This is a genomic window from Parvimonas sp. M20, assembly GCF_035282425.1.
In the GTDB taxonomy this organism is placed as follows: Bacteria; Bacillota; Clostridia; order Tissierellales; family Peptoniphilaceae; genus Parvimonas.
This window is the reverse complement of record NZ_JAYKBQ010000001.1, coordinates 97,610-119,355: the sequence shown is the minus strand read 5'-3', so window position 1 is coordinate 119,355 and position 21,746 is coordinate 97,610. Positions and strand designations below refer to the sequence as shown.

Annotated in this window: 16 protein-coding genes; 3 read left to right on the top strand and 13 right to left on the bottom strand. The window is 26.6% G+C overall.

From position 1 onward, the window contains the following. Nucleotides 1-5: 5 nt before the first annotated feature. Genes udp through VJI93_RS00480 form a run of 3 tightly spaced genes read right to left on the bottom strand, consistent with a single transcriptional unit; the run spans nucleotide 6 to nucleotide 2,328 of the window. Nucleotides 6-785, bottom strand: coding sequence for a uridine phosphorylase (gene udp / locus VJI93_RS00490; protein ID WP_323998526.1), 780 nt, complete (start codon nucleotides 783-785; stop codon nucleotides 6-8). Next, nucleotides 786-1,625, bottom strand: a complete 840-nt coding sequence (gene rsmI, locus VJI93_RS00485) for a 16S rRNA (cytidine(1402)-2'-O)-methyltransferase (protein WP_323998525.1) — start codon at nucleotides 1,623-1,625, stop codon at nucleotides 786-788. Continuing rightward, on the bottom strand, nucleotides 1,609-2,328 hold the full coding sequence (locus tag VJI93_RS00480) for a tRNA1(Val) (adenine(37)-N6)-methyltransferase (protein WP_323998524.1): 720 nt from the start codon (nucleotides 2,326-2,328) through the stop codon (nucleotides 1,609-1,611). The genes rsmI and VJI93_RS00480 overlap by 17 nt, the downstream gene beginning before the upstream one ends. An 82-nt stretch (nucleotides 2,329-2,410) precedes the next feature. Here VJI93_RS00480 and VJI93_RS00475 point away from each other — a divergent pair, with 82 nt between their 5' ends. After that, entirely contained in the window at nucleotides 2,411-4,258 is a 1,848-nt protein-coding gene (locus tag VJI93_RS00475) for an ATP-dependent helicase (RefSeq protein ID WP_323998521.1), read from the top strand. Between the two features lie 32 nt (nucleotides 4,259-4,290). Here the strand turns inward: VJI93_RS00475 and VJI93_RS00470 are convergent, their stop codons facing one another. The 10 genes from VJI93_RS00470 to VJI93_RS00425 form a co-directional block, all read right to left on the bottom strand. Further along, nucleotides 4,291-6,030: a flavocytochrome c gene (locus VJI93_RS00470; RefSeq protein ID WP_323998518.1), complete on the bottom strand. Its 1,740-nt coding sequence runs from the start codon at nucleotides 6,028-6,030 to the stop codon at nucleotides 4,291-4,293. 52 nt (nucleotides 6,031-6,082) lie between these two features. Then, entirely contained in the window at nucleotides 6,083-7,033 is a 951-nt protein-coding gene (dusB, locus tag VJI93_RS00465; protein ID WP_323998516.1) for a tRNA dihydrouridine synthase DusB, read from the bottom strand. A 1-nt stretch (nucleotide 7,034) separates the two neighbouring features. Then, nucleotides 7,035-7,814: a type III pantothenate kinase gene (locus VJI93_RS00460; RefSeq protein ID WP_323998513.1), complete on the bottom strand. Its 780-nt coding sequence runs from the start codon at nucleotides 7,812-7,814 to the stop codon at nucleotides 7,035-7,037. 176 nt (nucleotides 7,815-7,990) lie between these two features. Then, nucleotides 7,991-8,455: a hypothetical protein gene (locus VJI93_RS00455; protein ID WP_323998511.1), complete on the bottom strand. Its 465-nt coding sequence runs from the start codon at nucleotides 8,453-8,455 to the stop codon at nucleotides 7,991-7,993. A 116-nt stretch (nucleotides 8,456-8,571) separates the two neighbouring features. After that, entirely contained in the window at nucleotides 8,572-10,176 is a 1,605-nt protein-coding gene (locus VJI93_RS00450; protein WP_323998509.1) for a CTP synthase, read from the bottom strand. 9 nt (nucleotides 10,177-10,185) lie between these two features. Continuing rightward, a complete protein-coding gene (locus VJI93_RS00445; RefSeq protein ID WP_323998507.1) occupies nucleotides 10,186-12,261 on the bottom strand; it encodes a glutamine synthetase III in 2,076 nt (691 codons plus the stop codon). A gap of 169 nt (nucleotides 12,262-12,430) precedes the next feature. Beyond that, complete coding sequence (locus tag VJI93_RS00440) at nucleotides 12,431-13,690, bottom strand: Glu/Leu/Phe/Val family dehydrogenase (RefSeq protein ID WP_323998505.1); 1,260 nt, start codon at nucleotides 13,688-13,690, stop codon at nucleotides 12,431-12,433. 9 nt (nucleotides 13,691-13,699) lie between these two features. Further along, complete coding sequence (locus VJI93_RS00435) at nucleotides 13,700-15,595, bottom strand: ABC-F family ATP-binding cassette domain-containing protein (protein ID WP_323998504.1); 1,896 nt, start codon at nucleotides 15,593-15,595, stop codon at nucleotides 13,700-13,702. Nucleotides 15,596-15,606: 11 nt separating this feature from the next. Further along, nucleotides 15,607-16,794, bottom strand: a complete 1,188-nt coding sequence (locus VJI93_RS00430; protein WP_324009199.1) for an O-antigen ligase family protein — start codon at nucleotides 16,792-16,794, stop codon at nucleotides 15,607-15,609. Nucleotides 16,795-16,943: 149 nt separating this feature from the next. Further along, nucleotides 16,944-17,591 carry a redox-sensing transcriptional repressor Rex gene (locus VJI93_RS00425; RefSeq protein ID WP_323998501.1) on the bottom strand — a complete coding sequence of 216 codons (648 nt, stop codon included), beginning with the start codon at nucleotides 17,589-17,591 and terminating at the stop codon, nucleotides 16,944-16,946. 265 nt (nucleotides 17,592-17,856) lie between these two features. Here VJI93_RS00425 and VJI93_RS00420 point away from each other — a divergent pair, with 265 nt between their 5' ends. Continuing rightward, nucleotides 17,857-18,498 carry a Crp/Fnr family transcriptional regulator gene (locus VJI93_RS00420; RefSeq protein WP_323998500.1) on the top strand — a complete coding sequence of 214 codons (642 nt, stop codon included), beginning with the start codon at nucleotides 17,857-17,859 and terminating at the stop codon, nucleotides 18,496-18,498. Between the two features lie 124 nt (nucleotides 18,499-18,622). Beyond that, nucleotides 18,623-21,715 (top strand): leucine-rich repeat domain-containing protein, encoded by a 3,093-nt coding sequence (locus tag VJI93_RS00415; RefSeq protein ID WP_323998498.1) that lies wholly within the window; start codon nucleotides 18,623-18,625, stop codon nucleotides 21,713-21,715. Nucleotides 21,716-21,746 lie beyond the last annotated feature (31 nt).

Below are 21,746 nucleotides of genomic sequence, written 5' to 3'. Positions count from 1 at the left end.
CAATTTTATCTGTTTTCTCTATCTTTTTTTATTAAATTTCTAAGGGCATGTATTGCTGTTTTTATAGCTCTGTCAGTATCTTCTATTACATTATTTGATAGATTTTGCTTTACTCTTTCTTGATTGTTTACAACTAAGAATATTGAACCAGCTCTTGTATTTAAATAACTTGATACTACAAAAAGCGCTGCTGATTCCATTTCACTTGCCTTAGTGTTAAGTCTTTTCCACGCTTCCCATTTATTTAATAATTCATAACTTACAGGTTTAGTTTCTGGTTGATGTTGTCCATAGAACGCATCTTTACATTGAACCACTCCAACATGATATTTTTGTTTAGTTTCAATACAAGCATTTGAAAGCTCATTTACGATATTAAAATCAGCAACTGCAGGAAATTCTATTGGCGCATATTCTTTTGAAGTTCCTTCCATTCTGATTGCTCCAGTAGCTACTACCAAATCTCCAGCTTCAACTTCTAAGTCGATTCCACCACAAGTCCCAACTCTTATAAATGTATCTGCACCGATTTTATGCAATTCTTCAACAGCTATTGATGTACTTGCTCCACCAATTCCAGTACTTGTTACAGAAACTTTTTCTCCTTCTAAAAATCCTGTATATGTTACATATTCTCTATTATCAGCAACTAAAACTGCATCTTCAAAATATTTTGCAATTAGTTTACATCTTTTTGGATCTCCAGGTAAAATTACATATCTTCCTACATCTCCCACTTTCATATCAATATGATATTGTTTTTCTTTTAATAATTGTTCTGACATTTATTTTTCCTCCTCATTTTCAAAATTCAATACTAATTCATATGCTTCATTTTTTGAAATATTAAAATTATTTTTTAGCATTTTTACAACGTCCTTATTACTGTATCCATTATTTTTTAAACTTAATATTTCCTTTTCAATATCAATAGCTTCTTTTTCTTCAGATATTTTTTCTATTATAAGGACTATCTCTCCTTTTACCCCTTTTTCAGAATAATAAGAGATAATTTCTTCTAAAGTTCCCCTTTTGTACTCTTCAAAAAGTTTTGTAAGTTCTCTACATACGCACACATTTATATTTCCAAATAAGGAATATAAAAATTTTAATGTTTTTAAAAGTCTATGTGGACTTTCATAAAATATTCCTGTAACATTCATATTTTTAAAGTTTTTAAAGTATTTTTCACGTTCCGAGTCCATTTTAGGAACAAATCCCATATAAACAAAACTTGTCGCATCAAATCCACTACCGCAAATTCCATTTATTAATGCACAAGCTCCAGGTAAGATTTCATAAGATATATCTCTTTTTATAATTTCCTGCAAAATCACAAAACCTGGATCATTAATTATCGGCATTCCAGCATCAGAAATTACAGAAACAATTTTTCCGCCTTCAATATTACTGATTATTTCTTCAACTCTCTCGCTCTCATTAAATTTATGGTATGATATTAATTTAGTATTTATGTTATGATATTTTAATAAGTTAAGACTGTTCCTTGTGTCTTCACAGTAAATTATATCACTTTTTTCTAAAACTTCCAATCCTCTAAGTGTAATGTCTTTCATATTTCCTATAGGTGTTGGAACAAAATAAATATTAGAAATTCTGTCCATAATATATCTCCTTAATTTTATCGGTATATTTTCCATTTTTATCATAAATATAAATATTATCTTCAACAAATAAATTGCTATTACCGTTTTTAACTAGTTCAACCATAAATAGATGTGGTTTTTTCTCAATATTTGTAGAAATAAATTGTATTCTTTTAGCTTCTAATCTATATTTTCTGGATTCGCTTAATACATCTACTAGACGTTCCATACTGTAAATCAAAAATACTTTTCCACCAGATTTAAGTTTTTTATACGAAAAATCTAAAATATCTTCGAGTTTAAGCATATATTCATATCTTGAAATTAAAAAATTCTCATCTTCATTTAATATTCCTGTGTTCATTTTTTTATATGGAGGATTTGAAACAATATAATCAACTGAAGAATTATCAAAATCATTATAACACAATTTTAAATCTTTATTTAAAAGAATAACATTTTTTAGCTTATTTTCAACTATACTATGATTAATAAGTTCTGCATTTTCATTTTGTATTTCTATGAGATATACTGTTTTTAAATTATTTAAAAAATTAATTCTAAAGCCTATTATTCCAGTTCCTGCTCCAATATCAATCAATATCTTATCTTTTTTCACTTTTGAAAAATAGGATAGTAAAATCGAATCAATACTAAAAGAAAATTTATTCTTATTTGCAAATATAACACCTTCAGTGTTAGGAATATAATGTTTATCCATGTAATAACCTCCGACCTATATTTTACCATAAATACGCTTTAAAAGGAATTATTTTTATGATAGAATATACTAAGGTGATTATATGAATTTTACAAATCAACAATTTGATGCCATTAAACATTTTGAAGGTCCTGCTCTGATTTTGGCAGTTCCGGGTTCTGGCAAAACAACTGTATTATTAAATAGAATTTTAAATTTAACTAAAAATCATAATATAGATCCAAGTGAAATAATTTCAATAACTTTCAGTAAATCTCAAGGAATTGATATGGAAAGACGATTTTTAGCTCAAAACCCTGAATTTAGAGGAAAAATAACTTTTAAAACAATTCACGCTTTTTGTTATGAAATTGTTAGAAATTATATGAAATTAAAAAATATCAAAAAAACTTTGATTGAAGGAAATAAAGAATTCAATAGAATTTTAATTTTAAAAAGAATTTATTATCAAAAAAATTATAAAAAACTATCTGATGAAGAAATCAATGATTTCTTTTCAATTTACGATTTTACAAAAAATAAAATGTATGATTTTGAAGGATATATAAGAAAAAATCATTTTATTTCCAATCGTTCTTTAATGTTAAAACTGTATAATTTGTATGATGAAATAAAAATTCAAAATAATTTTATGGATTTTAATGATTTGCTAATTTTGGCTAATGAATATATTTCAACGGATAAAAAACTTTTAAAAGCCTTAAAAAATAGATATAAATTTTTCCAAATTGATGAAGGACAAGATACTTCAACTTTACAATTTGAAATAATAAGAAAGATTGTATTTCCAGAAAATAATGTATTCATAGTAGCAGATGATGACCAATCAATCTATAGTTTTAGAGGTGCAAGTCCTGAAAATTTATTAAATTTTAAAAATATTTATCCAAATTCTAAAATATTTTTTATGGATAAAAATTTTCGTTCTACTAAAAATATAATAAAAATAAGCAATAAAATAATTCAAGGAAATAAAATCAGATATGAAAAATCTTCTAAACACACAACTGAAGAAAATTCACAGATAATGCTTTTTAAAGTTAAAAACTCCATTATTCAAGCCAGAGAATTGGTGAAAAGAATTTTTGAAATAAACCCTAATGAAACTATTGGAGTTTTATATCGAAATAATATATCTTCGCTATATGTTGCGGACATATTAAAAAATAATAATATAGAATTTTTTATAAAAGAGAATAAATTCGATTTTTACTCAAATAGAATTTTAAATGATGTAAAAGATATTCTTTTATTTTCAGAAGATACATCCGACTTGGAAGTTTTTAAAAAAATTTATTTTAAACTTAATGCCTATATAAAAAAGGACTTCATTGCTAAATTGGAATATAAACCATATAATCAATGTGTTTTGGAAAGTTTGCTGGACTTGGATGAGTTAAATGATTTTTATCTAAACAAATTTACATCTTTAAGAAATGATTTTAAAAGATTAAAAAGGATGAAAATGGAAGATAAAATTGACTGTATTCTCTATGAGATAGGATACGGAGATTATTTGGATAATTTCAACGATTTTTCTAATCTAAATTATAATCTTATTTTTGACTTGATAAAATATTTATCCAAAGATTTAAAAACTTTTGATGAATTTATAGAAAAATTGGACAATTTAAAGAAATTGCTTAAAAATGCATCAAGTTCAAATTCAAATATATCAATTTCAACAATACATTCTGCAAAAGGTTTAGAATATGATAATGTATTTATCATTGACCTAATTGATGGAGAATTTCCACAAAAGAGTGTATTAAATTCTTTTGATGAAAAATTATTGGAAGAAGAAAGAAGATTGTTCTATGTTGCAATGACAAGAGCGAAAAAAAGATTGCTCCTATTTACAATAAAAGAAAGAAATAATCTACCTGTTGACCCTTCAATTTTCTACAATGAATTAAAAAACAAATGTTAAAAAAGGAGCTAAGCTCCTTTTTTGTGTATAAATTATTTGTTTTTTGCTGCATTAGTTCCTGCTATAATTCCAAAAACTGTTATATCTGCAATTGATACAGAACCAAGTCTATTATTACCATGAATACCACCAGTAGTTTCTCCTGCAGCATATAATCCCTTTATTATTTTTCCGTTTTTATCCAATACATTTGCGTCTTTATTTATCTTAAGTCCACCCATTGTATGATGAACTGCAGGAACAGCTTTTAAGCAATAGAAAGGTGCTTTATCTATTTTAAAACCTAATCTTCTAAGATTAAATAATGTATCTTTTCCATTTTCAGAATCTTCATTAAATTTATTTATTGTCGCTTTTAAATTTTCTTTATCTATTCCAAAAAAATCTGCCATTTCATCAATTGAATTCACCTTGCAAAGTTTTTTACCTTCTATTAAATTGTTATATTCAACTTCATGAGTAGGCAAAATATTTGATTTTTTCATGGATTCTTCGTCCCATATTTGATATGCAACATTATCTGTTTGAGACTTAATTCCCATTGAAATTTCTCTTCTAGTCCCTAACTCTTCTACAAATCTTTTTCCTTCTTTATTTACTAGTATTGCACCACCAACGAGTCTTGTATCTCCGGTATATAAAAGTTTACCTGTTTCAACATCACAAACTGGATATAACTGAATTTTATTTAAATCTATGACATCAGCTCCAATAGCTTGTGCCATTTTTATACCATCACCTGTTGATCCTGCAGAATTTGTTGAAAGAATTTTATCATCAACTTCTTTATCATTATCGTTAAGCATTTTTTTGTTTGCTCCAAAACCACCTGTTGTTAAAACTACTGATTTTGCATTTACAATCAATTCTCCAGTCTTTATTTTAGCTTTAACTCCTGTAACAGCATTATCCTTTGTGATAAGCTCAAAAGCATTAGTTTCTGTTAAAATTTCTATTCCCAACTCCTCAGCTTTTGCATGTAATTTATTAATCAATTCTTTTCCGGATTGTCCTTTAGGAATTAAAGACCTCTTTACTGAATGACCTCCAAAAAACATAAGTTCATCAGTCCACTCAACATTAACATCATCTCTTAACCATTTTGCACCATCAAGTGCATTATTGGCTAAAACATCTATAAGTTCCTTATCTCCTCCTGCTTTTTCGACATCTTTTTTAAATAAATCAATACTATCCTTTATATTTTCTTTTTCCTGCAACCAATTCATTGGAGCTGAATACTCAGCACCGGAAATTAAAGTATTCCCACCTATTAACGGCAATTTTTCTAAAATTACAACATTAGCTCCTGCTTGTTTAGCTTTTATTGCTGCAATTAATCCCGCTCCACCTGAACCGACAACAACTACATCAACATTCATTTCCTTCGTTTCAAATTTTTCATTCATAGTAGGATTGTTTTTAAGAATTTTTTTATAGTCAAGACCGGATTTTTTTATTGCATCTGCAAGAGCCTTTATAAAAGCTTTTGAAGAATAAGTCGCTCCTGTTACTTCATCTAAATTGAAATCTCCTGAATTAACTTTTTCAATTAATTTTTCAATAGCAAGTTTTCCTACATCTTCCGTTTCAACACTTTCTTTTAGTGATACTTTTTTTATTTTATTATTTTCAAAACTTACATCAATAACAACATCTCCATTATGGCCTCTAGCTTTTCCTTCATAAGTTCCATTTACTGCAGATTTACAAGAAGTTAAAAATAATACAAAAATAAGTAAAAATGATAAGACTCTAAATAATTTTTTCATAACATCCTCCAAGACTCACTAGAATAATCACAGTGAAAATAAATATTCCTATTTAATTAAAATTATTTTTATATTCATTTAATACATAAAAAATTTCGTCAATATCAGTTAAAGTATTTATAGTATTTTTCACTTTGTTTGAATCTTTAAAACCTTTCAAATACCATAAAATATTTTTTCTCATCTCTCTTATAGCTATTCTTTCAGGTTTAAATTCCAACTCCAATTTATAATGTCTTTTTATAGTGTCTATAACCTCTTCCAAAGTTGGAGAATAATATTTTTTAGTTAAATTATAATCCTTAATTTGTTTAAAAATAAATGGATTTCCAAGAGAATGTCTTCCAATTGCAACTGCGTCAGCTCCTGTTTCTTCTTTCATTCTAACATAATCCTCCACACTACAAACATCTCCATTACCCACAACTTTTATAGGAACATGATTTTTCAAAATTTTTATAGAATTCCAATCAGCTTTCCCAGAATAAAACATTTCTCTAGTTCTAGCATGTAATGTAATCATATATGCTCCTGCTTCAACAATAGCATCTGCAACTTCTAAAAAATTTTTATTGTTGTCATCAAAACCCAGTCTGATTTTAACACTTACAGGAACTTTAGAATTTTTTACCATAGCTGAAACAATACTCTTCACCTTTTTAGGGTCTTTCATCAAGTAACTTCCCTCGTGATTTTTAACAATTTTTGGAGCAGGGCATCCTAAATTCAAATCAAGTTGATAAATATCATCTCTTTTATTGAATCTAGTTTGTATTATTTCTTCCATGATATTCTCATCACTTCCAAAAACTTGTAATCCAACAGGGCCTTCTCTTTTATCAATATAAGTTATAATTGAAGTTTTGTCATTATCATAGTATAAACCCTTTATTGAAACCATCTCTGTAAAAGTTAGACTTGCTCCCATTTCACTTGCTAAAATTCTAAATGCAACATCACTAACTCCTGCAAGTGGAGCTAAATAAATATCTCCGCCCAGCATATTATAACCCCTTTTTCATCTTATAGATTTCAAGCATTCCATCGAGGGTAAGTTTTTTATCTATAATATCTATTTTATCTATACCTTTAGAAATCAAACTGGAATATCCACCTGTTGCAACAACTTTTAACTTAGAAACATCAAAATTCATCTCTTTTACGACTTCATCAATTAATTTTTCAATAAGTCCAATATAACCAATTACCATACCAACTCTGATATTATCCATTGTATTTTTAGCAACAATCCTGTCAGGTTTATAAAGTTCAACTCTTGGTAGTTTTGCAGTTTTTAAAAATAGTGCTTCAGATGAAATTCCAATACCTGGAATGATAGCTCCACCTTGATAGACCGAATTTTCATCAACTACATCAAAAGTAATTGCTGTCCCAATATCTATAATTATCAAAGGAACTCCATATTTTTTTATTCCTGCAACAGAATTTACAATTCTATCTGCCCCTATAGTTTTAGGATTATCATGATTTATTTTAATTCCTAAATCACAATTATCATCAATAATTATAGGCTTTAAATTAAAATATTTTTTTATAGCATTTTCAATTGAATGCATAACATCAGGAACAACAGATGCTACAACAACATCATCAATTTCAGCTTTTTTAATATCATTAGCATGTAATATCTCTGTAATGGACATCGCATACTCATCACTTGTTTTATTTTTTATCGTGTTGAGTCTAAAATCACAAATTAGTGAATACCCTTCATAAACTCCCAAAACAATATTTGTATTTCCAACATCTATAACTAATAACATATATTTCTCCAAATCACTAATAAATTTTTTCAATTACTTATTTCAATCTAATTTTAACATTTTTTGTATTTTATTACAATTATTTTGAATATCAATTTTCAATTCCTAGTCCATTGCAATCAAAAAACGACTAAGATTAAATCTTAATCGTAAAAGTTTATAAAATAAATATTAAATTACAATCCGCGTTTGAAAAATTTACGAAATTCTGATACTTCTGCTCCACTTTGTGTAATTGCAACTGAATACTTCGCACCTTTTCCAATTCCCGGCTCATATGTTATAGGTTCAAATTGATAATGAACATTTTCTTTATCAGCAATACAATATCCAATAGCTGTTTTTATAGTTGAACCATTTTCTTTATTAAAAAATTCTGGTTCTGAATATTCTGTCAAAGTGGCATTTACATTTATTATAACAACTTCGCCTTCCTTGTAACCTACAATAAAATTGCTATGTTTGGTAACTTCTACAATAACTGCATTAGTATAATTTTGCATATGACAATATATTAATTTATATTCATCACCATTTGGAACACAAGAATTAAAAATTTCACGCATTCTAGCCTTGTTCTTTCTATTATCTTCATCACTTGCTCCCGTTAGAGCTTTTTTAACTATATCGAATAATCCCATTTTTACCTCCTAAAAATTGTATTTAATAATTTTCCAACTAAATTATATCATTTTATAAAATTTATTTCCATAAAAAATAAGAAACAAATATAAATCTGTTTCTTATTTAATATTAACTATTTATTTTTATTTTTTATAGATGCCTTTATAAATCCATCAAATAACGGATGAACTTTATTTGGTCTTGATTTAAATTCCGGATGGAATTGACAAGCTACAAAATAATCGCTACCAGTGTATTCGATAATTTCAACCAAGTCAAGTTCAGGATTTATGCCTGAAAAAATAACGCCTGCTTTTTCAAGCTCTTTTCTAAATTTATTATTAAATTCATATCTATGTCTATGTCTTTCTTGAATAATTTCAGAATTATAAAGTTCTCTAGCTTTAGTATTCTTTAAAAGTTCACAATCATAATTTCCAAGTCTTAAAGTTCCCCCTATATTTTCAACATCAAATTGATTTTCCATCAAATCTATAACAGGATATTTTGTAGTATCATCTTTTTCAGTTGAATCTGCTCCTTCAAGATTTGCAACATTTCTAGCAATATCTATAATTGCAATTTGCATTCCAAGACATATACCAAAATAAGGAATGTTATTTTCTCTTGCATATTTGCTTGTAGCAATCATTCCTTCAATTCCTCTACCTCCAAAACCGCCTGGAACTATAATTCCATCAAGTCCTTTAAATACTTCTTTAGAATTTTCTGCAGTAACTTCTTCAGAATTTATCCAACGAATATTAATCTTATGAACATTTTTATATCCTGCATCTATTAAGGCCTGGGAAACAGAAAGGTAAGCATCATGAAGCTGAACATACTTACCAACAAGTCCAATTTCTAATTCTGTTTTTACTGTTCGATAAGAATCAACCATTTCTTTCCAATTATTCTTTATTATTGGTTTTCCTTCCAGACAAAGTTTATGTAAAACATAATCATCTAAACCTTGTTCATGTAATCTAACAGGAACTTCATAAATAAAATCAACATTTTCAGATTGAACAATTGCACTCTTTGGAACATCACAGAAAAGACTGATTTTATTTTTTATCTCATCAGAAATTTTCTCAGGACTTCTAACGACAATTATATTTGTCTTTATTCCTTGACTCATAAGCTCTTTAAAAGAATGTTGAGTTGGCTTAGTTTTTAATTCGTCTGACCCCGGTATTGTTGGAACTAGTGTAATATGAATAAATAAAACATCTTCTTTTTTGTTTTCAGCATGAATTTGTCTAATAGCTTCTATAAAAGGAAGTGATTCAATGTCTCCTACAGTTCCTCCTATTTCAGTTATTATTATATCAGCTTTACTCTCTTCAGCAGCCTTATAAACATATCCCTTAATTCTATCAGTGATATGAGGAATAACTTGAACTGTTGAACCGTTATAATCTCCTCTACGTTCTTTTTGAATTACTTCACTATAAATTCGTCCTGTAGTAACATTACTTCTTTGAGTAAGTTCTTCATCAATAAACCTTTCGTAATGTCCTAAATCCAAATCAGTTTCTGCACCATCTTTTGTTACAAAAACTTCTCCATGTTGATAAGGACTCATAGTACCCGGGTCAACATTAATATAAGGATCAAATTTTTGCATAAAAACACTAAATCCTCTATCCTTTAAAAGTCTTCCCAAACTTGCTCCACATATTCCTTTACCTATTCCAGAAACAACTCCTCCTGTAATGAAAATAAATTTACTCATCATATCCTCCTAATTTAATACTCTAAACATTTCTTCATAAGTTGGTATATCCCAATTTTCTCTTGAAACATTTGATTCAATTTCATCACTGATTTTCCTAATTTCTTCCAAATTTTTTGGAACGAATTTATGTAAACTAATTACTCCATCAATTCCTTTTTTACTTATAACTGTTTTTTCAAACTCTTTAAATTTTTCAAGTTTAACAAATAATCCTTCAAGTAAATTATTTAGTTTGTTTACTCTTTCATTAAGCTTTGCATTTTTTATTTTCTCATTTAAAATCATTTCAAAGTTAAGTTCTTTTATACAAGATGGAATAACATCTTTATTAATCATATTAACCAATGTTTTCATCTCTAACATATAAGTATTTTTAATATCTTGAATACAAACATCATAAACAGCACCCAATTCTAAATCATTTAAAATATCATTTTTCAAAAGAACTTCATATTCTTTACTTTCCTTAGCATATAACAAAGCATCTAAATACGTTCTATTATTTTTTAACCCTCTTTTTTCTGCCTCTTCAATCCATTCTTTTGAATAATTATCTCCAGAAAATAAAATTCTTTCACTTTCAATAAAAATTTCTTTTAAAATATTTTTACAAGCAGAAATTCTCCCAGTCTTATCTTTAATATTCTCAACTTTTTCCAAAATATTTTTAAGCTCTGATCCTACAATTGTATTTAAAATTATATTACAATCTGCCGCACTTTGCATTGATCCTAACATTCTAAATTCAAATTTTCCACCTGTATAAGCAAATGGCGATGTTCTATTTCTATCATCAGTATCTCTAGGTGCAAATTCCAAATTACTGATATTAAAATCATTTAATTTAATAGAATTTTTAACTTCCATTTCTAAAATATCGTATAAGACATTTTCAATTTCATTTCCTAAATATACAGATACTATTGACGGCGGAGCTTCATCTCCACCAAGCCTTAAATCATTTCTAACACTAGAAGATGACACCCTAAGTAGTGAAGAATATTTATTTACGGCAGAAACTGTAGCAACCATAAAAATTGCAAAAATTAACCTATCTATTTCATTATCATCTTTTGGTAAATTTAGTAAATTTTTACCATAATTTGTAACTAAAGACCAATTATTATGTTTACCACTTCCATTAACATTTTTAAAAGGCTTTTCATGTAATAAACAAACTAAATCATGCTCATAAGCCGTATTTCTTAAAACTTCCATGACAATTTGATTGTTATCTACTGAAACATTTACCGTATCATATAAAATTGCAACTTCAAACTGTCCCGGAGCCACCTCATTATGTTCAGTCTTTGAATTTATTCCCAATTCCTCTAATTTTTTATTAATACTATTATAATAATTCATAACCCTTTTAGGAATCGAACCAAAATAATGTTGTAATAGCTCTTGATCCTTAGGTGGCATTTCTCCAATTAATGTTCTTCCTGTATTTATAAGGTCAACTCTTTGTTCATAAAATTTCCTATCAATTAAGAAAAACTCTTGCTCTAAACCAACTTTAATTCTAACTCTAAAAATCTTTTCATCTGAAAATAAATTATATAAATCTGTAGCTTGTTTTGATAAAAAGTCCATACTTTTTAAAAGAGGAGCTTTTTTATCCAAACTTATTCCATCAAAGGAAACAAAAATTGAAGGAATATATAAAATATTGTCCATTATAAAAGCATTAGCAGTACAATCCCAATATGTATAACCTCTAGCTTCAAATGTAGATCTCATTCCACCATTTGGAAAAGACGAAGCATCGGGTTCACTCTTTAAAAGTTCTTCTCCTGAAAATCTAACTATAGGCAAATTTTCATTTGATTTACTTATGAAACTCTCATGTTTTTTTGCTGTATTACCATTCAATGGTTGAAACCAGTGACAATAATGTGTCGCGCCCTTTTCAATCGCCCACTCTTTCATTGCATGTGCAATTATATCAGCACTGTCTTTATCCAACAATTCTTCCTTTCTAATTGCATTTTTCCACTTTAAATATATCGGATATGGCAGTTTTCTTTTCATTGCACTTTTGTTAAAAGTAAATTTTCCAAAATCTTCAATTCTGCTCATAATTTCCTCCTATAAAAAAATTGGTCTTCTTTTTACCTCTAAATAGAGAAAAAAAAAACCAATTTACTAAATTTTTTATTTATTTAATTATATCTTTGTCCGACTCACACTAATATAATAGAATATTTTTTAATTAATGTCAAGTACCAAAGCAAAATTATTTTAAAAATTAAATTCTTGATCTCAACTTTAGTATTTTGTTAAGTCTTAAAACAGAATAAATATAAGAAGCAAGTCTCATTGTTACACCATATTGATTTTGTATTTTTATTATTTCATTATATGCAAGCAACATTTTATATTCTACTTTATTCAAAACATCATCTTCAGTCATATCAATACCGGATATATTTTGAACCCACTCGAAATATGAAGCAATAACTCCACCTGAATTTGCCAAAATATCTGGAATAACTACAACATTTTTTTGTATTAAAATTCTATCTGCTAGATAATTTACTGGACCGTTCGCTCCTTCAACAATTAATTTAGCTCTTATTTTTTGAGCCTCTTCTTCAGTAATAGAATTTTCCAAAGCACATGGAATAATTACATCTACATCTAAAGAATAGAACTGATCAATAGAAATATGTTTAGCACCTTCAAAATCATATAATGTATGATTTTTTGAAAAATGATCAATTAATTCTGAAACATTAAAACCATTTTTATTATAGATTGTATAAACGCCTTTTTCTTTATCATATTCTGAAATTGATAAAATATTTCCACCCATTCTTTCTAAATGTTTTGCTGTATTAGACCCTACATTTCCAAAGCCTTGAATAGCAATTTGTGATTCTCTTATATTTATCCCCATTTTTTTAAGAGCTTCTCTTGTCATTACAGCAACTCCTACTCCTGTTGCTTCTTTTCTCCCATAAGAACCACCAAAACCTAATGCTTTCCCTGTAAAAGTTGCAAGAGTATTGTTTCCGGTTAATTTTATATACTCATCTAACATCCAAGCCATAACTCTTTCATTAGTATTTACATCCGGAGCTGGAATATCAAATCTATCTCCAATATATTTATACAATTCTTTTACATATCCTCTTGAAAGTCTTTCAAGTTCATTTTCGGATAATTCATTTACATCCACAATTATCCCACCTTTTCCTCCACCAAAAGGAAGATGAGTTGCAGAACATTTTAAACTCATCCAAATAGATAAAGCTTTAACTTCATCAACATTTACACTAGGATGAAATCTAATCCCACCTTTATATGATCCCATAACATCACAATGTTGTGAACGATAACCTTTAAAAATTCTAACTTTTCCATTATCCATCTTAACAGGGATATTTATTTCTATAGTTCTTTCAGGCTCTTTTAAAAGGTCATATAAACTATCATCTAAATTTAATAATTCACAAGATTTCTTTAAAATCTTTTGAACATTTTCTAACGGATTAACATTATTCATACTATTCTCCTACAAGTAATTTTCCCATTCTAAATATAAATTTTCTTTTTCTTTTATCAACTCAGATAAATCTTGACTAATCTCTAAAAATTTATCTTTATCATTAAAAATTTCCGGATTTTGAATATCTTTGTTACAAATTTCAATTTTCTCTTCAATTTCAAAAATTTTATTTTCAATTTCCTTTAATTTTTGTTTTTTTGCTCTTTCTTGTCTTTCTACTTCTCTTTTTTTCTTTTTCTCTTTCTCAATTTCAGTTTTTGAAATTATCTTTTCTTCCACTTCATCTTTTTCGTTTAACTTTTCTAAAAAATAATCATAATTTCCATAGAACTCAGTTATTTTACCATCTTCCAAATACCAAATTTTATTTACCACCTTATTTAAAAAATACCTATCATGAGAAATGGTAAGAACAGTTCCAGAATAATCTACAATTGCCTTTTCCAAAACCTCTTTACTTTCAATATCTAAATGATTAGTCGGTTCGTCTAAAAGTAAAAAATTGGATTTGGATAACATAAGTTTTAAAAGCTCAAGTCTTGCTCTTTCTCCACCACTTAATTCTCCAACAGACTTAAATAAATCTTCATCATAAAAATTAAACTTTGCAAGATGACTTCTAACTTCAAAATTATTCATCTTTGGATATGCATCCCAAAATTCATCCATAACAGAATTTTGATTACTCAGAGTTTTTTGTTCCTGATCATAATAACCTACCGATACTCTAGCACCTAAATCACAACTTCCTTTTATAGCCTCTAGATTATTACAAATTATTTTAAATAAAGTTGTCTTACCAACTCCATTCTTTCCAACAAGACCAATCTTATCTCCCTTATAAATATTTAAATTTATATTATCAAATAAAATTTTGTCATTAAAACCCATTGATAAGTCTGAAATTGTCAAAACATCTTTCCCAGATTCAACTTCTGGAACAAGTTTTAATTTCATAGAATTTTTATAAATTTCAGGGTTTTCAATCAAATCAATTTTATCAAGAAGCTTACGTCTTGAACTAGCCTGCTTTATAAATCTATTATTTCCATAGTTTTCAAATCTTTGAATAATTTCTTTCTGCCTAGAAATCTCTTTTTGTTGTTTTTCATAAAGATGTCTATTAATTTCAAAGTCTTTTTCACGTCTTGAAATATATTCATCATAACCACAATTAAAACTTTTTAATTTCTTATTTTCTATTGAAAAAATCCTATTACAAACAGCATTTAAAAAATATCTATCATGAGAAATTATAAGACAACTTCCTTTATATTCTCTAAGATAAGACTCCAAAAACTGGATTGATTCTATATCTAAGTGGTTTGTTGGTTCATCCAATAAAATTAAATTTGACGGTTTAAGCAAAATTTTTGCCAAATGTAATCTACTTTTTTGTCCACCACTCAAATTATTAACTGATTTAGAAAAGTCCTCCTCTAAAAAGCCAAGTCCAAACAAAACTCCTCTAACTTTTGAATTATACGAATATCCATTATTCTCTTCAAAATAATGTCTTTTATTCTCATATATATCAAAAAGTTTATGAATTTCTTCTTCACTTAAATTTTGATTTCCCATTTCAACTTCTAATTCTCTAATTTCTTTTTCAAGTTGTATAATATCTTTAAAAACTTCTAAACATTCCTCATAAACATTATTATCACTCTTATAAGAAATATTTTGTCTTAATATAGAAAAATTTACATTTTTTGCAAAATTTATTTCTCCACTATCAACGGATAATTCTTTAGTCAAAAGATTAAATAGTGTAGTTTTTCCACTACCATTATCTCCTACAATTCCAACTTTATCTCTATCAGAAATTGAAAAAGTCAAATTTTCTAATATATTTTCATTCAAAAACGACTTCGTTAAGCCGTTAATACTTAAAATAACCATAAAACACCCTTTTAGAAAAAGAACTTGGATTCAAAAGTACTAACCTTTCCAACTGCTAGTAAAACACTAAAATAAATATAAGCAGTTTGATGCCAAAGTATTGTAACATCCAACATTCCATGTAAAATTACAACAACAGTTAAAGAAACAATTAGTCTAAACAAGTTTCTTTTTCTTATGCTGTAAACTTTCTTAAATATTCCTATAAAAAGAGGAAGAATTATAAAATTTCCTATAATACCAAAATTAATTAGTAAGTCAAGCAAAATATTATGGGCATGATTTGCTGGATGTGTAACCCAACTTGTGTTTTGATAAGCCATAGGTCCACTTCCAAATAAAAAAGTATCTTTAAATAATTTTATTGAATTTTCCCAAATAATTTTTCTAGTTCCTAAAGAATTCCCTATAAATTCATATCTAGGAAAAATTCTATTTGAAAATATCATAAGAACAACTATAACAATAGTAAATACTCCCAAAAATGCAAATACCTTCTTATTGTTTTTTGTTAAGGAAAGCACCAGTGTTGCAATTAGTATTGTCGGCAAGGCTGTTCTGTTTTCAGTTAAAAATAAAACGATAAATGCAAGTGTACTTACACACAAAAAATACAATCTATTATTTTTATTTTTATTAGATAAAAAGTAATACATCGCAATTATAATTATAAACTCACAGATTGTTGCATAATAATTCGTATTGAAAAATGATGAAATCGGTCTATGTAGAGCCATATATTCAATAAACTCATACATTTTTAAATTCATACTGAATTTTTTATATAAAACTGAAAGAATCGTTAAAATAAAACAAAATATCGAAACAATCATATATAAATTTATAATTCTTGAAAATAGCTTTCTATTAATAACGGATCTATAATACATAAAAAATATAGAAAATTCAAATATAATTATTGATACTCCTATACCATATAAATTTTGTTTAATAATTGATACACAAAATATAAGCCCTGTAAATACCAAAATATTTTTAACATAAGGAGTTTCTTTTAAAACAGGAATAATTTTTCCACTAACCAATAAATAAAAAAATAGAGCATTAAATGAAAAAACTAAAAAATAAAATGGTAAAAATACAGTAAATGAAACTATTAAAATTAAAAGTTCATCTATATTCAGGCCATATTTTTCTAAAATTCCATTAATATAATTCATATATCTTAAGCCTTTCATAAGACAGTTTAGCAATATTGAAAAATTGTAATAACTTTTAACTCAATTTATCTGCAAAAAGTTATACCCTTTAATAAAACTTATTCCAATTATAGCATAAAACAAAAAAAAATCAAGGTTTTTTAAATACACCTTGATATACTATAGATTTATCTTACACCAGGATAATCTTTTAAGCTATTCATATAATATGTAAGAGTCAAAAGACTTCCGTCTAAATGAACATTTTCAAGAACAACATTTCTTGGTAATTTTAAATCAATTGGAGCAAAATTCCAAATTCCTTTTATCCCACAAGCAACTAATTTATCAGTAATTTCTTGTGCAGGTATTGCAGGAATTGCTAAAATTGCAATATCAACTTTTTCTCTAGTAACAACTTCTTCTAATTCTGAGATATCTTTTACAACGACATCATTTTGTTTGCTTCCAATAATCTCTGGTGAATTGTCAAAAATTCCTACAACCTTAAAACCTTTCTTTTTAAAACCGCTATAGTTTAACAATGCACTACCAATATTACCAAAACCAACAATAGCTACATTATAAGGTTTATCAACCCCCATAATTTTTTCTAATTCAATTTTTAACTCTTCTACATTGTATCCATACCCTTGTTGACCAAATGCGCCAAAGTGATTCAAATCTTGTCTAATTTGTGATGCAGTCAAGCCAGTAATTTTACTTAGTTCTTGAGAAGATACTCTAATAATTCCCTTATCCCCAATAAGTTCTAGATATCTATAATACTTAGGTAAACGTTTTATAACTGCAACAGAAATTTTTTCATCCAACATAATAAACCTCCTACCATTTTTGTTTTCAACTATTTGTATTAATATGTAAAATTAAAAAACGTAATCTCGTTTTAAGTATTATAACACCTATTCAAATTTATTGCAATATTTTTTACAAAGTTTTTTAGAATGTATAACAAATTTCTTTAAACTTTATCACTTTCTTCTCACCACAATAAAAATTTTTCATAAATTATAAACAAAATATCTTGAAAAATGTAAAAAAAAGTTCTAAAATATAGTTAATAAATTTTAGGAGGTCAACTTGAATAACTTTGAAATAATAAAAGAATGTCCGATATTTAAGGACTTTTCAATAGACGAAATAATAGAAATATTTTCAGTAGTATCTTTTTACGAAAAAAATTATAAAAAAAATGATATTATACTCGCTGAAAATACAAAAATAGAATATTTTGGAATAATTACAAATGGAAAAATAGCTTTATCAAATTTCGACTACTTTGGAAATAGAAATATTTTAAATGTTTTTGAAAAAGAAGATTCCTTTGCCGAGGCTTTGGTTTCATTAGAAATTCAAATCCCCCATGAAGTAATTTCTCTAACAGATTCATCTATTGTATGGATTGAATATAAAAGTCTATCAAAATCTCTATATTATCAAAAAATTTTAAATAATCTTTTAAATATAATCTCTACAAAAAATTTAATTTTAAATAAAAAATTACAAATACTATCAAAGAGAACTACTAGAGAAAAAATTTTAGAATATCTTGCAACTCAAAAAAAGTTACTATCAATAGATAACAACTTTGAAATAAATCTAAATAGAAATGAAATGGCAGACTACCTTGCACTAGACAGAAGTAATCTTTCAAGAGAACTTGGAAAATTAAAAAAAGAAGGAATCATAGACTTTAAAAAAAATAAATTTAAATTACTATAAAAACATTGTATATTAATAAATTAAATAATTTTAACCTCATCTATATATTGACTTTTTTACAAAAATATTATAATATTCTCTTTGTGATATTCATTATCGTAATGTAAAAATATATGGAGGTTTTATGAAAACAAAAAGAATTTTAAAAATATTTATGGTATTTTTATTTGTCTTTTCTCTATTAATACCAAATTTTTTGTCAATAAACAGTCATACTGTTACTGCAAATGATAATAGTATAAATGATGACTGGACAATTGACGATTTTATAATAGAAAATGACACTATTTACGGTTTTTCTAATAAAGGTGTTGAAAAACTTAAGAAGAATGGAAAAGTAATTTTACCTACAGAGAAAAACGGTATAAAAATAACAAAGGTAGCAAGTTTTGCTTTTCACCCAGATAAAAAGAAAGAAATTGAAGATTATATCGGTCGTGAAGGTAAGAATGGCGAAAAAAATAATAAAGATGTTGATGGAAATGAAATTCGTAATATAGGAGAATCATTTAACAATACACTTATTAAATCTGTTACTATTCCTGATGGATATAAATACATCGGACAAGATGCCTTTGATTTTAATGAGAGTTTAAATGAACTTAAACTTGCATCTACTATAACAAGAATAAGTGATTATGCCTTTGCACATATAGCATTAGACAAAAGTTTGGAATTGCCAAGTGAATTAAAAACTTTAGGCGACTCCGCATTTATGGAAAGCCAAATTACTGGAACTCTTATTCTACCAGAAAAATTGGAAAGTTTGGGAGAAAGAACTTTTAAAAACAATAAAATTTCAAATATTGAATTTAAAGGCGAAAAAATTGCTGAAATTGGAGAAAAAGTTTTTGAAGATAATAGACTAGAAAGCATTAATATTCCAAACAGTATAAAAAAAATAGCATCAGATGCATTTAACGGCAATTATGGAAATGAAGAATATAACTATATAGTTACACTTTGGACTGAACATAAAAATAATCCAAATAAATTATTCGGAGCTTCTTTTTATGTAGATCCATCTGATGATTTAAAAGTTAAAAAACCTGAAATAAATTATAAAGTTTGGGAAACTACCGATTTTAAAATTAATAAAAATGTAATTGAAGGATTTTCTAATAGAGGTCTTTTAAAAGTTAAAAAGAATAAAAATTTAAAAATTCCAAGTGAATATAATGGCATAAAATTAACAAAAATTGCAGATGATGCTTTTAGAAACATTAATTTTAAAAATGAAAGTCTTAAAAAATATGACTTGGAAAGTGTAACCTTACCTAATAGCATAGAAAAAATCGGAAATTTTGCCTTTCAGTCAAATTATATAACAGAATTAGATGTTCAAGACTGTGAAAATTTAACTGAAATCGGAAAAGGTGCATTTATGAATAATAAGATAAGTACACTAAATTTAAATGATGGCTTAAAACTTATTGATGATGCAGCTTTTCATATAAACAATTTAGAATTTGTATTTATTCCTAAAAATGTTGAGAAAATTGGAATTTCAGCATTTAGAAACAATAAAATAAATATGCTTTTGATGAATTCAGAAAAACTTTCAGAAATTGGAGAAATGGCATTTCTAGGAAATGCTATAGATAAAGTTGATTTAACTCAAACTCAAAATTTAAAAATCATAGGAGTTCAAGCATTTGCAGGTAATTTAATCACTTCAGTTAATTTACCTTATGGCATTGAAGAAATAAGAGAAGAAGCATTTAGGAAAAATTCAATAAAAGAAGTTATTTTCCCAAATTCACTAAAAAAAATAGCTTTTAATTCATTTGATGAAAATCCAGGAAATTTAGAATATAAAAAAGTTTTAGTTGAAATTACCGGTGGAAATATTAATAAAATTCCTGATGGAAATAATTTTATTGTAAATAAAAATACATTGGCCAAAGATAGAACTGAACTAAAAAAAACTATTGAAAGAATTGATTCTTTAAAATTAGATGAATTTCAAGAAAAAACAAAAAAATTATTTTTGGATGTAAAAAAAGAAGGAGAACTTCTCTTAGAAAAAACTAATTTAAGAGAAGGAGAAATGCTTAAATATATTTTTGAAACTAATTTTTTAATTGATAGATCAGATATTGATATTTTATTAAAAAAAGCTAAAAAAAGTCTTTCAAATGGTAATGAAAAATCAAAAAAATTGTTAGAAGACAAAATTAATTATGCTGAAAAATCATATAATAACAGTGCATTTGATACTAGAAAATTAAAAAGACTTAAGAAAGAATTAAAATTTCTTACAGACTTGGTAAATGGAGAAGGCGAAATATCAAAAACTGTTATGTTACAAGGTCATCATAAATTAAATAGTCCATTACCTATACCATCATATCATATAGGTGTTAATGTTTATTTTGACAAGAACGGTAAAATTTTATATGTTTTGGATATGAGCTACAATATAGGAAAAGGAACCTTAAATCAATATGGTACGGAAGTGGAAAATGTTGATGAGGATAACGAAGGATATCACAAGTTAGCATTGGATACTTTATCAGATTACGAAGGATTAGACTATAGAGAAATTTTGTCCGGAAATGTTGATTCAATTGGTAATATCCTAAAAGTTGAAAAAGCAAAATATCATAGAGAAGGCATGTTTGAAGCAATAAAAGATGCTTGTAAAGATTATAAAGAAAAAGTAATCCGAAACGAAGAATATGACATAACTGTAGTTTCGTTAGGAGAAACAAAATTTACAAATCTGAAGCTGAGTGTTGAAAAAATAAATTCAGACAATATAAAAAATCTACAAAGTAATTTTTCAAATGCCTTTGACATACAGTTTAAAAATTTGAATGATAAAACAGTTGATATGAATGGTAAGTTTAAAGTAATTTTAAATAAAAAATTTAATGATGTTAAAGCTGTTTATCACATTTCTGAATCCGGAGAATTAACTTCATGTAAATTTTCTCAAACTAAAGAAACTGTATCATTTGAAACGACACACTTTTCAAAATATATCATTGAATATAACAAAACAAAGGAAAAAATTTCTGAAGGCAATAACTCAGGTTTAGACAATAACAGCAATAATAATATTTCTAGAAATGATACTAATACAAAAGCTAATACAAAAAATATGGGTAACAAACTACCACAAACTTCTATTGAAAAAGCATCAATATTGGTAGTAATCTTAAGTATAGTAGTTTCCATTTGTATTTTTGTAAAATCAAGAAAATATAATTAGTGATAAAGAAATTAAAACTGACCTCAAAATT

Excerpts from the sequence above, each read along its gene's own strand:
- VJI93_RS00435 (WP_323998504.1), bottom strand. The coding sequence starts at position 15,595 with ATGGTTATTTTAAGTATTAACGGCTTAACGAAGTCGTTTTTGAATGAA.
- VJI93_RS00470 (WP_323998518.1), bottom strand. The coding sequence starts at position 6,030 with ATGAAAAAATTATTTAGAGTCTTATCATTTTTACTTATTTTTGTATTA.
- rsmI (WP_323998525.1), bottom strand. The coding sequence starts at position 1,625 with ATGGACAGAATTTCTAATATTTATTTTGTTCCAACACCTATAGGAAAT.
- VJI93_RS00440 (WP_323998505.1), bottom strand. The coding sequence starts at position 13,690 with ATGAATAATGTTAATCCGTTAGAAAATGTTCAAAAGATTTTAAAGAAA.
- VJI93_RS00475 (WP_323998521.1), top strand. The coding sequence starts at position 2,411 with ATGAATTTTACAAATCAACAATTTGATGCCATTAAACATTTTGAAGGT.
- VJI93_RS00480 (WP_323998524.1), bottom strand. The coding sequence starts at position 2,328 with ATGGATAAACATTATATTCCTAACACTGAAGGTGTTATATTTGCAAAT.
- VJI93_RS00425 (WP_323998501.1), bottom strand. The coding sequence starts at position 17,591 with ATGTTGGATGAAAAAATTTCTGTTGCAGTTATAAAACGTTTACCTAAG.
- VJI93_RS00460 (WP_323998513.1), bottom strand. The coding sequence starts at position 7,814 with ATGTTATTAGTTATAGATGTTGGAAATACAAATATTGTTTTGGGAGTT.
- VJI93_RS00455 (WP_323998511.1), bottom strand. The coding sequence starts at position 8,455 with ATGGGATTATTCGATATAGTTAAAAAAGCTCTAACGGGAGCAAGTGAT.
- VJI93_RS00415 (WP_323998498.1), top strand. The coding sequence starts at position 18,623 with ATGAAAACAAAAAGAATTTTAAAAATATTTATGGTATTTTTATTTGTC.
- udp (WP_323998526.1), bottom strand. The coding sequence starts at position 785 with ATGTCAGAACAATTATTAAAAGAAAAACAATATCATATTGATATGAAA.
- VJI93_RS00430 (WP_324009199.1), bottom strand. The coding sequence starts at position 16,794 with ATGAAAGGCTTAAGATATATGAATTATATTAATGGAATTTTAGAAAAA.
- VJI93_RS00450 (WP_323998509.1), bottom strand. The coding sequence starts at position 10,176 with ATGAGTAAATTTATTTTCATTACAGGAGGAGTTGTTTCTGGAATAGGT.
- dusB (WP_323998516.1), bottom strand. The coding sequence starts at position 7,033 with ATGCTGGGCGGAGATATTTATTTAGCTCCACTTGCAGGAGTTAGTGAT.
- VJI93_RS00445 (WP_323998507.1), bottom strand. The coding sequence starts at position 12,261 with ATGAGCAGAATTGAAGATTTTGGAAAATTTACTTTTAACAAAAGTGCA.